Origin of the sequence: Cronobacter sakazakii, assembly GCF_000982825.1 — a bacterium.
Classification (GTDB): Bacteria; Pseudomonadota; Gammaproteobacteria; order Enterobacterales; family Enterobacteriaceae; genus Cronobacter; species Cronobacter sakazakii.
Map to the genome: position 1 here is coordinate 3919917 of NZ_CP011047.1, position 13278 is coordinate 3933194.

The 13278-nt window shown below is 59.7% G+C and carries 12 protein-coding genes; 6 read left to right on the top strand and 6 right to left on the bottom strand.

The annotated features are described in order from the left end of the window. Nucleotides 1-53 precede the first annotated feature (53 nt). On the top strand, nt 54-866 hold the full coding sequence (locus CSK29544_RS18650) for a Cof-type HAD-IIB family hydrolase (protein ID WP_007901370.1): 813 nt from the start codon (nt 54-56) through the stop codon (nt 864-866). A gap of 33 nt (nt 867-899) precedes the next feature. On the opposite strand, the gene CSK29544_RS18655 is transcribed toward CSK29544_RS18650, so the two are convergent. Continuing rightward, a complete protein-coding gene (locus tag CSK29544_RS18655) occupies nt 900-2132 on the bottom strand; it encodes an MFS transporter (RefSeq protein ID WP_029038915.1) in 1233 nt (410 codons plus the stop codon). A 166-nt stretch (nt 2133-2298) separates the two neighbouring features. Between CSK29544_RS18655 and CSK29544_RS18660 the strand changes: the two genes are divergently transcribed. The 3 genes from CSK29544_RS18660 (at nt 2299) to deoR (ending at nt 4473) form a co-directional block, all read left to right on the top strand. Beyond that, nucleotides 2299-3039 carry a phosphatase PAP2 family protein gene (locus tag CSK29544_RS18660; RefSeq protein ID WP_032976349.1) on the top strand — a complete coding sequence of 247 codons (741 nt, stop codon included), beginning with the start codon at nt 2299-2301 and terminating at the stop codon, nt 3037-3039. Then, nucleotides 3036-3629 carry an undecaprenyl-diphosphate phosphatase gene (ybjG, locus tag CSK29544_RS18665; protein WP_007901377.1) on the top strand — a complete coding sequence of 198 codons (594 nt, stop codon included), beginning with the start codon at nt 3036-3038 and terminating at the stop codon, nt 3627-3629. Before CSK29544_RS18660 ends, ybjG begins: the two co-directional genes overlap by 4 nt. A 79-nt stretch (nt 3630-3708) precedes the next feature. After that, nucleotides 3709-4473 (top strand): DNA-binding transcriptional repressor DeoR, encoded by a 765-nt coding sequence (gene deoR / locus CSK29544_RS18670; RefSeq protein WP_007901379.1) that lies wholly within the window; start codon nt 3709-3711, stop codon nt 4471-4473. Between the two features lie 27 nt (nt 4474-4500). Here the strand turns inward: deoR and dacC are convergent, their stop codons facing one another. Beyond that, complete coding sequence (gene dacC, locus CSK29544_RS18675) at nt 4501-5712, bottom strand: serine-type D-Ala-D-Ala carboxypeptidase (protein ID WP_004388116.1); 1212 nt, start codon at nt 5710-5712, stop codon at nt 4501-4503. Between the two features lie 246 nt (nt 5713-5958). On the opposite strand from dacC, the gene CSK29544_RS18680 reads away from it, so the two are divergent. Next, a complete protein-coding gene (locus CSK29544_RS18680; RefSeq protein ID WP_004388117.1) occupies nt 5959-6585 on the top strand; it encodes a glutathione S-transferase family protein in 627 nt (208 codons plus the stop codon). Here CSK29544_RS18680 and CSK29544_RS18685 read toward each other — a convergent pair whose 3' ends face one another. After that, nucleotides 6586-7698, bottom strand: coding sequence for a PQQ-dependent sugar dehydrogenase (locus CSK29544_RS18685; RefSeq protein ID WP_007901380.1), 1113 nt, complete (start codon nt 7696-7698; stop codon nt 6586-6588). 170 nt (nt 7699-7868) lie between these two features. On the opposite strand from CSK29544_RS18685, the gene rimO reads away from it, so the two are divergent. After that, complete coding sequence (gene rimO, locus CSK29544_RS18690) at nt 7869-9194, top strand: 30S ribosomal protein S12 methylthiotransferase RimO (RefSeq protein ID WP_007866226.1); 1326 nt, start codon at nt 7869-7871, stop codon at nt 9192-9194. A 271-nt stretch (nt 9195-9465) separates the two neighbouring features. On the opposite strand, the gene gsiD is transcribed toward rimO, so the two are convergent. The 3 genes from gsiD to gsiB all read right to left on the bottom strand — a co-directional run bounded on the left by gsiD (nt 9466) and on the right by gsiB (nt 13273). Continuing rightward, entirely contained in the window at nt 9466-10377 is a 912-nt protein-coding gene (gsiD, locus tag CSK29544_RS18695) for a glutathione ABC transporter permease GsiD (RefSeq protein ID WP_012125259.1), read from the bottom strand. Nucleotides 10378-10379: 2 nt separating this feature from the next. Then, on the bottom strand, nt 10380-11300 hold the full coding sequence (gene gsiC / locus CSK29544_RS18700; RefSeq protein WP_007901396.1) for a glutathione ABC transporter permease GsiC: 921 nt from the start codon (nt 11298-11300) through the stop codon (nt 10380-10382). Between the two features lie 434 nt (nt 11301-11734). After that, nucleotides 11735-13273 carry a glutathione ABC transporter substrate-binding protein GsiB gene (gene gsiB / locus CSK29544_RS18705; protein WP_004388439.1) on the bottom strand — a complete coding sequence of 513 codons (1539 nt, stop codon included), beginning with the start codon at nt 13271-13273 and terminating at the stop codon, nt 11735-11737. Between the last annotated feature and the right edge of the window lie 5 nt (nt 13274-13278).

A 13278-nucleotide genomic window follows, 5' to 3' on the forward strand; every position in this document is an offset into this window, starting at 1 on the left:
CCATTATCCGCACTTTTACCGCGTCCGGCCTGGTAAATCCTTAAGGAGCGTTTATGACAGTTAAGTTAATCGCCGTGGATATGGACGGCACGTTTTTACGCGACGACAAAACCTATCACCGTGAGCGTTTTCTTAAGCAGTACGCCGAAATGAAAGCGCGCGGCATCCGTTTTGTGGTGGCGAGCGGCAACCAATACTACCAACTGACGTCGTTTTTTCCGGACATCGCCGACGACATCGCCTTCGTGGCGGAAAACGGCGCGTGGGTGGTATGCGAAGGCGAAGATGTCTTTAACGGCGAGTTGAGTGATGACGAGTATCGTCACGTCATTGACCACCTGATGACGCTCGACGATTTAGAGATTATCGCCTGCGGAAAAAACAGCGGCTACACGCTTAAGCGCTACGATGAGCGCTTCAAAAACATGGCGGCGCGCTACTATCACCGCCTGGATTTTGTCGACGACCTGCACGACGCGCGGGACATTTTCTTTAAATTCGCGCTCAACCTGCCGGATATCCAGTTGCTAAAAAGAATGGACGAACTGACCGAGGCGTTTGAAGGCATTGTGGTGCCGGTCTCCAGCGGCCACGGCTCTATCGATCTCATCATTCCGGGGCTTCACAAAGCCAACGGCATTCAGATGCTGCAACAGCGCTGGGGCATTGCGGATAGCGAGGTCGTGACGTTTGGCGACGGCGGCAATGACGTCGAGATGCTGCGCCACGCGGGGTTTGGGTTCGCGATGGACAACGCGCCGGAGGCGATTCACAAGGTCGCGCGCTATCGTGCGCCAGCCAATAATCAGGATGGTGTACTGGATGTTATCGACAAGGTGCTGAACGGCGAAGCGCCGTTCGCCTGAGACGACGGCCCAGGTGGGCCGTCGCGTTTTGCGTTACGCTTCCGGGCGGGTGCCGACGGTTTTGTCCTTCAGGAAAATCACCATCAGGCCCAGCCACAGGAGGCCGCTTGCGAAGTTAAACAGGTTAAACAGCGCGTTGCCGCCGCCAAGCCAGGCGTGTTTACTGATTTCGATACCCACCGTGAAAATGGTCATCTGCAACATGCCCATCGCCGCCGAGACGGTGCCTTTGCTGATGTCGCTGGCAAAGAGCGTCAGGCGCACCAGGCCCGCGTTAGCAATGCCGATGCCGAAAGCGTAGATGCTGAGCCCCGTCGTCATCCAGAGGTACGCGTGCGATGAAATCACCGTGGCGAGCGCCGCCAGCGCCAGCCCGAACATCATCGGCCAGCCGCCCATCACAATCAGCGAGCGCACGGAGCGCCGGGCGGTGAGCTTCGCCAGCACCAGGTTGCCGATGATCAGCGCGCCGAAAATCGGCACCTGCAACAGGCCATATTCATAGGTGCTCATCTGCTCGCCGCTGATGATAATGACCGGCGACTGCGCAATCCACGCCAGCAGCGGCAGGCTGACAAAACCTATCGCCAGCGCCCCGGACACAAAGCGCAGGTTTTTCAGCACGGCTTTATAGTCACGGCCCAGTTCACGCAGCGACAGCTTCTCGCCAAGCCGCGTGGCCGTCTCCGGCATGGCGCGCCACAGGCCAAAGAACGAGATGGCCGCCAGCGCGGCGAAGAGTACAAACATCATCTCCCAGGGCGCGGCGTGTACCCATGCGGCCCCGACGAGTGGCCCCAGCAGCGGCGCGATAAGCGCGACGTTCGCCATTAACGCGGTGATTTTGATACACACCGCCTCTTCAAACGACTCCTGAATCGCGGCATAACCCACCGCGCCGATAAAGCACAGGCTGATGCCCTGCAAAAAGCGCAGCACGGTGAACTGTTCAATGTCCCGGGCGAGCAACGTGGCAAGACAGGTGACGATAAACCACGCCACGCCCGCCAGCATCACCGGGCGTCTGCCGATACGGTCAGAGAGCGGGCCGAGCAGCCACTGTAAAAACATGCCGCCCGCGAGATAGGCGGTCATAGAGGTGGGCACCCATTCGACGCCCGCCTGATACTGTTCGACGACCGCGAGCATGCCCGGCTGGATCATGTCGTTGCCGATATAAGTCGAGAATTCGTAGAGCACCAGGCAGAGCGGGAACAGCAGCGCCTGGCGTCCGAGACGTCCGGTTCGGTTTGCGTGAGTTTGCATGAGTCATCCATCAATAAAATCGCGCAAAGTGTAATGAATTGCCGCGCCGCGCGATAGTGAATTATGTGCGACAAACCGGCGTGGCGCGCCTTTCGCCCGATTGTTTAAGGTTTTCTTAAGTTAGCCGCTTTATGCTGGCCCTTTTCAGCTTCCGGATGACGCCGCGATGCGTACTTTATCTCCGCTTTTCTGGCCCGCCAGGCCCCGGATAAATAAGACAATCTCCCTTTATTCCCTTCCCGTGCGCTTTTATGTTGGTCAGCTTGCGCTGTTAACGGCGCTGGGCGTGCTGTTCACCTGGCTTTCACGCACCGAAACGCTGGACCGCTGGCTGACGCAGATGTGGTTTGACGCCGCCGCAGGGAATTTTCCCTGGCAGGACAACCACTGGCTTGATCTGCTCAACCACCGGCTCGCCAAATATTGCGCCATCGCGGTCGCGGTCGGGAGCCTGCTGTATGGCGTGATTCGTCGCCATCCGCGCTGGATGATGGTCGCGGTGCTGATGGGTCTTGGCGCTGCCGTCGTCGGCATCCTGAAGGCCACCAGCCATCACAGCTGTCCGTGGGATCTTGTTGAGTATGGCGGAAAGGCGCTCTCCTATCCGCTTTTTGGCGCGGTACCGGACGGCAGCGGCCCGGGTCGGTGTTTCCCTGGCGGCCACGCCTCCAGCGGCTTTATGGTGATGGGCCTCTGGTTCGGCCTTAAGCGTGAGCATCCGGGATACGCCCGGCTGGCGCTGGCGGCGGGCATTGCGCTCGGGCTCGCGATGGGCTTCGGCCAGGTGATGCGCGGCGCGCATTTCTTCACCCATAACCTGTGGGCAGGCTGGTGGGTGTGGCTCACGCAGGTGGTGACGTGGGGCGTGACTACCACATTGATGAATAAGGAACCCGCAACCCTATGATGGAAGCGTTGAATCAATTTCTGTTTTTGCAAATTAACGCGACGCCCGCGTCGCCGGGCTGGCTTATCGCGCTGGCGACCTTTATCGCGCGCGATCTTATCTCGATTGTGCCGCTGCTGCCGGTGGTACTGTGGCTCTGGCGTCCGACCGAGCGCAGGCTGGTGGTGAAGTTCGCGCTGGCGCTGCTCATCAGCCTCGCCGTCTCCTGGCTTGCGGGCCATCTGTTTCCGCATCCGCGCCCGTTTGTGGTCGGCCTCGGTCATCAGTTCCTGCCGCACGCGCCTGACGACTCCTATCCCAGCGATCACGGCACCGTGATTTTCACCTTCGCGCTGGCGTTTCTCTTCTGGCACCGCGTCTGGTCTGGCGCGCTGTTAATGGCCGTCGCCTGCGCGATTGCCTGGTCGCGCGTCTATCTGGGCGTCCACTGGCCACTCGATATGGCGGGCGGTCTGCTGGTGGCGATGCTCGCCTGCCTGAGCGCGCAGATCCTCTGGGCACCGCTTGGCGAACCGCTCTACCGCACGCTGCGCCAGCTCTATCGTCTCTGCTTCGCACTGCCCATCCGTAAAGGCTGGGTGCGTGACTAACCGCAGGTCCACAGGTAAGATTGCACGACTTTTCAGGCACCGCGCGACGGGCGTGGTGCCGGGTTGAGCAAGAGGAACTATGGAAACGCGGCGTGACGAGCGACTGGCGCAACTGCTACAGGCACTAAAGCGACAGGATAAAATGCATCTCAAAGAGGCGGCGGCGCTGCTTGGCGTCTCGGAGATGACGATTCGCCGCGACCTGCAGGGTAATGACGCGCCGGTCACGCTGCTTGGCGGCTATATTGTGCTGGAGCCGCGCGGCGTGGCGGTAAGCCGCTACCTGTTAAGCGATGAGCAGACCCGGCTGGTGGAGGAGAAACGCCACGCGGCCGCGCTCGCGGCGTCGCTTGCCCGCCCGCACCAGACGCTTTTTTTCGACTGTGGCACCACCACGCCGTGGGTCATCGACGCGCTGGACGACGCCCTGCCCTTCACCGGCATCTGCTATTCGCTCAACACCTTTCTGGCGCTCCAGGAGAAACCGCACTGTCGCGTTATCCTTTGCGGCGGCGAATTCCACGCGAGCAACGCGATTTTCAAGCCGCTCAATTTCCAGGAGACGCTGCGCAATCTCTGCCCCGATATCGCGTTTTTTTCGGCGGCGGGGCTGCATCCGCAATATGGCGCGACCTGTTTTAATCTCGACGAACTGCCGGTGAAACACTGGGCGCTGGAGATGGCCCAGCGTCATGTGATCGTGGCGGACCACAGCAAATTTGGACAGGTGCGGCCCGCCTGTATGGGGCCGCTTGAGGCGTTTGATACCATCACGACCGACCGGATGCCCGACGACGCGTTTATCGCCTGGGCGCAGGCGGCGAACGTCAGCGTGATGTGGTAAACGCTCCCGTAAACCGGGAGCGCACGGTTACGAGAACCAGCTACCGAACCACTGATGGAATTTCATCAGCACGAAATCCCACATCCGGCTGAAGAAGCCGCCTTCATTTACCGCTTCCATGACCACCAGCGGGCGCTGCTCGATGCTCTTGCCGTTCAGCTGGAAATCGATAGTGCCCACCACCTGGCCCTGTTTCAGCGGCGCGGTAAGCTGCGGCGAATTGAGCGTATAGGTGGCTTTGAGGTTTTTCAGCTGGCCTTTGGGGATCGTCACCGAACCCGCCTCGCCCGCGCCGAGTTTCACTTCGCTGCTGTCGCCAAACCAGACGCGCTGGTTAACGAACGCGGCATCCGGCTTAATCGGCGTGACGGTTTCAAAAAAGCGGAAGCCCCAGGTCAGCAGCTTTTCCGATTCGCGAAAGCGAATGCCGTCGGTTTTCGCGCCCAGCACAACCGAGATCAGGCGCATATCGCCCTGCGTCGCCGAGGCGACCAGGTTATAGCCCGCGCCCGCTGTAGTGCCGGTTTTCATTCCGTCGACGTTCATGCTGCTGCTCCACAACAGCCGGTTGCGGTTAGGCTGGCGAATTTTATTGAACGTAAATTCTTTCTCTTTATGGATGGCGTATTCATCCGGCACGTCGTGGATCAGCGCCTTGCCGAGCAGCGCCATATCGCGCGCGGTGCTGAACTGCCCCGGCGCATCGAGGCCGTGGACCGTTTTAAAGGTCGTGTTAGTCAGCCCCAGGCGTTTGGCGTAGCCGTTCATCAGGCTGACAAACGCGTCCTGGCTGCCCGCCACATAATCGGCGATAGCAATACTGGCGTCATTGCCGGACTGAATAATCACGCCTTTGTTGAGATCGGCCACCGACACCTGATCGCCGGGTTTTAAGAACATCAGCGACGAGCCGCGCAGCGCCGGGTTGCCGGTCGCCCAGGCGTCTTTGCCGACGGTCACTTTATCATCGAGATGAATTTTCCCCGCCTTGAGCGCCTGGCCGACCACATAGCTGGTCATCAGTTTGGTGAGGCTTGCCGGATCGAGTTTTTCATCCGCGTTGCCTTCTGCCAGCACTTTGCCGCTGTGATAGTCCATCAGGATCCAGGCGCGGGCGTCGACCTCTGGCGCGGCGGGCGCAATCGGGTCGGCCGCGTGGGCGGTGGAGAGAGAAATCAATAGAAACGCGCCTGAGAGAGCCAGCACGCGACGAGCGCCGGAGCGTGAGAATGAGGTCATAAGAGCCACCTGAATATCCATTCCAGAAACTACTACAAATCAACCGTATCGGTGAAAAGATGAGTAATAACGCACAAACGCCATCAATGAAACAGCACGGGGGTAAAGTTTTTAAAGTTTCACTTTCCGGTCACAAAGTGACACGGCATTTTCAGGCAGTTGCGAAAGCGCGGGGATTATTCCACCATGGAATATCTTCGTGGCGCGCCGTCGCCGCGGCATCGTTCATCTGCAAAGGAGCAAGATATGATTACCGTATGGGGTCGAGAAAATTCCACTAACGTGAAGAAGGTGCTGTGGTGTCTGGAAGAGCTGGAGCTGCCGTACAACCGCATTCCGGCGGGCGGCAAATATGGCATTAACCACGACGCGGATTATCTGGAGATGAACCCGAACGGGCTGGTGCCTTGCCTGCGCGACGATGAAACCGGCCTGGTGCTGTGGGAATCCAACACCATTGTGCGTTATCTGGCAGCGCAGTATGGCCAGGGCCGTCTGTGGCTGGAAAGCCCCGTTGAGCGCGCCCGCGGCGAAAAGTGGATGGACTGGGCCATCAGCACGCTGCCTGCGCCGCATCGCGGCGTCGTCTTCAGCCTGGTGCGCACGCCGCCCGAGCAGCGCGACCCGGCGCTGATTGAAGAGAGCAAAAAGCAGTGCGATGCGCTGTTCGCCATTCTTGACGCCGAACTGGCGAAAACCCCGTGGCTCTCCGGCGACGCGTTCGGCATCGCCGATATGGCCCCTGCCCCGCACATCTATAATCTCTTTAACGTTGGCATCGAGTGGACGCCGCGCCCGCACCTGGAGCGCTGGTATCAGCAGCTCACCGAACGCCCGGCGTTTCGCAATATCGTGATGATCCCGGTGAGCTGATCACGACGCCGGGCTGACTTTCAGCAGCTGACCGTCGGTTTCGTCGGTCAGCACATACAGAAAGCCGTCCGGCCCGACGCGCACGTCGCGAATGCGTTTATTCTCTTTCTCCAGCAGTCGGCCATCTTCCGTCACTTGATTGCCGTTCACCGACAGCTGGATCAGGTTCTGCTCCTTGAGCGCGCCGATAAACAGCTTATTTTTCCACTGCGGAAATTTATCGGCGTTATAAAACGCCATGCCGCTCACCGCGGGCGAGACTTTCCAGTAGAACAGCGGCTGTTCGGTGCCCGGCGCTTTACCGCCTTTGGCCTCCGGAATTGGCTCGCCGTTGTAATTGATGCCCCAGGTGGCAAGCGGCCAGCCGTAGTTTTTGCCCGCTTCGGGAATATTGATTTCATCACCGCCTTTCGGGCCGTGCTCGTTAAGCCATATCGTCTGGCTCCACGGGTTGAGCGCCAGCCCCTGCGGGTTGCGAATGCCGTAAGACCAGATCTCCGGGCGCACGCCCTGTTTGCCGACAAACGGGTTATCTTTCGGCACGTCGCCATTTTCGGTAAGACGCACCACTTTGCCCTGAAGCTTGTCGAGATCCTGCGCCGTCGGGCGCTGGTTGTTTTCGCCAAGCGCGATGAACAGATGGCCTTTGCCGTCAAACGCCATACGCCCGCCAAAATGGTTGCCGACCGAGAGCTTCGGCTGCTGGCGGAACACCACCTTAAAATTCTCCAGCCGCTGCATATCGTCGCTAAGCCGCCCGTAGCCCACCGCGGTGCCCGCTTTACCGTCGCTGTCGCCTTCGGCATAGCTCAGCCAGACGCGGCGGCTCTCGTTAAAATCGGGTGCCAGCACCACATCCAGCAGCCCGCCCTGCCCCTGATGCCAGACCGTCGGCACGCCGGCAATGGCGGCGGAAAGCCCTTTGCCCGGCTGCCAGCGTTTCAGCGCGCCGCCGCGAAGCGTTATCAGCATGCCCTGGTTATCCGGCAGAAACGCCAGCGACCACGGGTTTTCGAGATTATCGGCAAGCACATCCACCTTTGCAGGCAGCGCGGCGGCGGAGGCGCTCACAACGAGCAACAGAGCGAGTAAACGGGGCGAGCGTAGCGGCATGGCGTTCTCCTTATGGCAGTCCCGATTAAGGGTAGCCAGCCGCAGAACGGCCCGGCGGACTTTTACAAAATCTTTAACATCGCGCAGGCGCAAGATACCAGTACAAATTTCCCACCAACCTCTGTAAAATCCCCGCCCTGATAACTCCATAAATGATGAATTTTTAACCTATGAGCAATGTAATGCAGCAGCCAAAGATCGGCTTCGTTTCGCTGGGCTGCCCAAAAAACCTGGTGGACTCTGAGCGCATCCTGACAGAGCTTCGCACCGAGGGCTATGACGTGGTGCCACGCTATGACGACGCCGACATGGTTATCGTCAACACCTGCGGGTTTATCGACAGCGCAGTGCAGGAGTCGCTCGAGGCGATCGGCGAAGCGCTGAATGAAAACGGCAAGGTGATCGTCACCGGCTGTCTCGGCGCGAAAGAAGATCAGATCCGCGAAGTGCACCCGAAAGTGCTGGAAATCACCGGGCCGCACAGCTACGAGCAGGTGCTGCAACATGTTCATCACTATGTGCCGAAGCCGAAGCACAACCCGTTCCTGAGCCTCGTGCCTGAACAGGGTGTAAAACTGACGCCGCGCCACTACGCCTACCTGAAAATTTCCGAAGGCTGCAACCATCGCTGCACCTTCTGCATTATCCCGTCGATGCGCGGCGATCTCGACAGCCGCCCGATTGGCGACGTGCTGGCCGAGGCGAAACGTCTGGTGGAAGCGGGCGTCAAAGAGCTGCTGGTGATTTCGCAGGACACCTCCGCTTACGGCGTGGACGTGAAACACCGCACCGGCTTCTGGAACGGCTCCCCGGTTAAAACCAGCATGGTGAGCCTGTGCGAACAGCTCGCGAAGCTTGGCGTCTGGGTGCGTCTGCATTACGTCTACCCTTACCCGCACGTGGACGATGTGATCCCGCTGATGGCGGAAGGCAAAATCCTGCCGTATCTGGATATTCCGTTGCAGCACGCCAGCCCGCGGATTCTGAAGCTGATGAAGCGTCCTGGTTCGGTAGACCGCCAGCTGGCGCGCATTAAGCAGTGGCGTGAGATTTGCCCGGAGCTGACCCTGCGCTCGACGTTTATCGTCGGTTTTCCTGGCGAAACCGAAGACGATTTCCAGATGCTGCTCGATTTCCTGAAAGAGGCGCGTCTGGATCGCGTGGGCTGCTTTAAATACAGCCCGGTTGAAGGCGCAACCGCCAACGATCTGCCGGATCAGGTGCCGGAAGAGGTGAAAGAAGAGCGCTGGAATCGCTTTATGGCGTTGCAGCAGCAGATTTCCGCCGAGCGTCTGCAGGAGAAAGTGGGCCGCGAGATCCTGGTCATCATTGATGAAGTGGACGAGGAAGGCGCGATTGGCCGCAGCATGGCGGACGCCCCGGAAATCGACGGCGCCGTGTACCTGAACGGTGAAACCAAACTGAAGCCGGGCGATGTGGTGCGCGTGAAGGTGGAGAACGCCGACGAGTATGATCTGTGGGGAAGCCTGGTATAAGGTTTCTGCGCGCCGTGAAAGTGAAAAGGCTGCCGATGGCAGCCTTTTTTATGGCGGGTGCATGACATCGGCGGGTGCGCTGCGCTTACCCGCCCTACACAGAACCAACCGATCCCGTAGGGCGGGTAAGCGCAAGCGCACCCGCCATTCACAACCAACCTGGCCGTAGGCCGGGTAAGCGCAAGCGCACCCGCCATTCACAATCGACCTGGCTGTAGGGCGGGTAAGCTTGCGCACCCGCCATCCCGATGCGCATCCACCACTTCCCGCACTACCCCTTAATCTTCGGATCCAGCGCGTCGCGCAGCCCGTCGCCCAACAGATTAAACGCCAGCACCGTCAGGAAAATCGCAAGGCTCGGGAAAATCGCCACGTGCGGGGCCATCACCATATCCGCGCGGGCCTCGTTCAACATCGCTCCCCACTCCGGCGTCGGCGGCTGCGCGCCAAGCCCCAGAAACGACAAACTGGCGGCGGAGATAATCGACGTGCCGATACGCATGGTGAAATAGACTACAATCGACGACACCGTGCCCGGCAGGATATGGCGGAACAGAATGGTGGCATCAGACGCACCGATACTGCGCGCCGATTCAATAAACGTCTGGTGCTTCAGCACCAGCGTATTGCCGCGCACCAAGCGAGCAAAGGCCGGGATACTGAATATCGCCACGGCGATAATGACGTTCGCCATCCCGCTGCCCATTACCGCGACCACGGCGATGGCGAGCAAAATGCCCGGGAAGGCGAACAGCACGTCGCAGATGCGCATGATCACGCGGTCCCACCAGCCTTCGTAAAAGCCCGCCAGCAGCCCCAGCACAGTACCGATAATCGCGCCCGTCAGCACCGCAAACACCCCGGCGGCGAGCGAAATCCGCGCGCCGACAATCACGCGGCTGAAAATATCGCGCCCCAGCGAATCGACACCGAACCAGTGCACCATCGACGGTCCTTCATTCAGGCGGTCATAATCGAAATAGTTTTCGGCGTCGAACGGCGCAATCCACGGCGCGAACAGCGCCAGCGCGATAAGCAGTAGCACAAAACCGCCCGCCACCAGCGCCACCGGCTGGCGCTTCAGACGATGCCAGAACTCATGCCACGGCGTGCGCGTCTGGTGCGGGCGAACGGTAGGCAGGCCGTTTAAAATCGCCTGTCGGCGCCAGTTGAAAAGTCGCATCCTTACTTGTACCTGATAGCCGGGTTAATGGCGGCGTAGAGCACATCCACCACTAAGTTGATAAGAATAAATTCGAGCGAGAACAGCAGCACTTCGGCCTGAATGACCGGGTAGTCGCGCATCTCTACGGAATCGACCAGCAGACGCCCCAGCCCCGGCCAGTTAAAGACTTTCTCCACCACAATTGAACCGCCAAGCAGAAAGCCGAACTGTAAGCCCATCATAGTGACAACCGGGATCATCGCGTTGCGCAAGCCATGTTTCAGGATAACCCATTTCTCGCTCACGCCTTTGGCGCGGGCGGTGCGCATATAGTCTTCGCCCAGCACATCCACAAAAGAGGCGCGGGTAAAGCGCGCCATGACCGCCGCCACGGCCGCGCCAAGCGTCAGCGACGGCAGAATATAGTGCCGCCAGCTGTCGGCGCCCACGGTGGGCAGCCACCCGAGCTGCACCGAAAAGATATGCATCAGCAGCATACCGAGGGCAAACGCAGGGAACGAAATGCCGGAGACCGCAAGCGTCATGCTCAGACGGTCTGGCCAGCGGTTGCGCCAGACCGCCGCGATAATCCCGGCGGCGAGCCCGAAGACCATCGCCCAGCTCATGCTGGCAAGCGTCAGCCAGAAAGTCGGCATAAAGCGGCTGGCAATCTCTTCTGAGACCGGACGGCGCGAGACCAGCGAGGTGCCGAAATCGCCGCGCACCACGTTGCTGATGTAGTGCCAGAACTGCTGCCAGAGCGGCTGATCAAGGCCGAGCTGGTGGCGCACCATACCAATGACCTGAGCGTCGGCCTCCGGCCCGGCGACGAGGCGCGCCGGATCGCCCGGCAGCAGATGAACGAACAAAAACACCAGCACCGCCACGATGAGCAGCGTCGGGATGAGCCCCAGCAGGCGTTTTATGATGTAGCTAAACATGCGAAACCCTGTTTTCCTTCATGAACGCGTCTTCTTGTATGGGATTGATATTGTGCCGCTGGCGGGTGCGCTTCGCTTACCCGCCCTACGGTTTACATCGCCAACCCTGGGCTGGCGGGTGCGCTTCGCTTACCCGCCCTACGGTTTACATCGCCAACCCTGGCTGGCGGGTGCGCTTCGCTTACCCGCCCTACGATTTACATCGCTAACCCTGGCTGGCGGGTGCGCTTATGCTTACCCGTCCTACGGTTTACATCACTAACCCTGGCTGGCGGGTGCGCTTACCCGCCCTACGGTTTACATCACTAACCCTGGCTGGCGGGTGCGCTTCGCTTACCCGCCCCAAAGCGGTTGGCCGCATAAAATGTAGGGTGGGTAAGCGTAGCGCACCCACCTTCCGGCCATTTACGCTCATCCCCACCTTCCGGCGACGGTTATTTCAGATCCGCGTCCTCAAAACTAAAGCCCGTATCCGGCATCATGTAAAACCCGGTCAGCGATTTGCTGTGCGCCGAAACCAGTTTTTCCACCACCAGCGGCACCCAGGGCGACTCCTTCCACAGCGTATCCTGCGCGGCTTTATACAGCGCGGCCTTACGGGTTTTGTCGGTCGTTTTCAACGCGTCGGCGAGATCTTTATCCACCGCCGGGTTGCTGTAAAACGCCGTGTTAAACAGCGTCGGCGGCCAGTTCTGCGAGGCGAAAAGCGGAGAAAGCGCCCAGTCGGCTTCGCCGGTCGATGCCGACCAGCCGGTGTAGAACATCCGCACGCCGCTCTCTTTCTGCCCTTTGCCTTCCACTTCCGAGGCGCGCTGGCCTGCGTCCATCGCCGTCACTTTCGCTTTAATGCCCACCTGCGCCAGCTGCTGCTGCGTAAACTGCAACACCTTCTGGGCGGTACTGTGGTTATGCGACGACCAGAGCGTGGTGCTAAAGCCGTTCGGGTAGCCCGCTTCTTTCAGCAACTCACGCGCTTTGGCCGGGTTGTACGGCCACGGCTGATACTGCTGCGCGAACTCAATCGTCGGCGGCACCACGCCGGTGGCGGGCGTCGCGTAACCCGCGAACGCCACTTTCACCAGCGCCTGACGGTTGATGGCGTAATTGATCGCCTCACGCACTTTCGGGTTATCGAACGGCTTCTGGGTCACGTTCATGCTGATATAGCGCTGCATGATTGACGGCGTCGCCACCAGATCCAGCTTGCTGTTTTTCTCAAGCAGGGCGGCCTGTTCGTAAGGGATCGGGAACGCGAACTGGGCTTCGCCGGTTTGCAGCATCGAGGCGCGCGTATTGTTATCCACCACCGGGCGCCAGGTGATGGCGTCAAGCTTCGGCAGCCCCGGCTGCCAGTAGTGGGCGTTTTTCTTCACCTTCACAAAATCGGTCGGATTCCAGGTCACCAGTTCATATGGCCCGGTGCCGACCGGGTGAAAACCGATCTCTTTGCCATATTTCTCCAGCGCCGCCGGGGAGATCATCGCGGTCGCCGGGTGCGCCAGAATATTGATAAACGCCGAGAACGGCTGTTTCAGGGTGATTTTGACGGTGGTCGGGTCTACCGCCTCGGTGCTGGCGATGTTTTTATACAGGTTATAACGCTTCAGGTGGTTATCCGGATTGCTGGCGCGATCGAGGTTCACCTTTACCGCCGCGGCGTTGAAATCGGTACCGTCCTGAAATTTCACGCCGCTGCGCAGTTTAATCGTGTAGACCAGCCCGTCATCCGACACGCTGTAGTTTTCCGCCAGCACATTCTGCACTTTCATCGATTTATCGAGGCCAAACAGCCCCTGATAGAACGATTTGGCGACCTGCTGGGAGAGCGTGTCGTTGGCGTCATACGGATCGAGCGTGGTGAAACTGGAACCCACAGCCACGACAATCTCTTTCTGCGCAAAGGCGGGCGCGGCGGCCAGCGCAGAAGCCAGCCCTGCCGCGGCAAGCCAGCGGCGTGCGATTCGTTGTGTCATCGTCT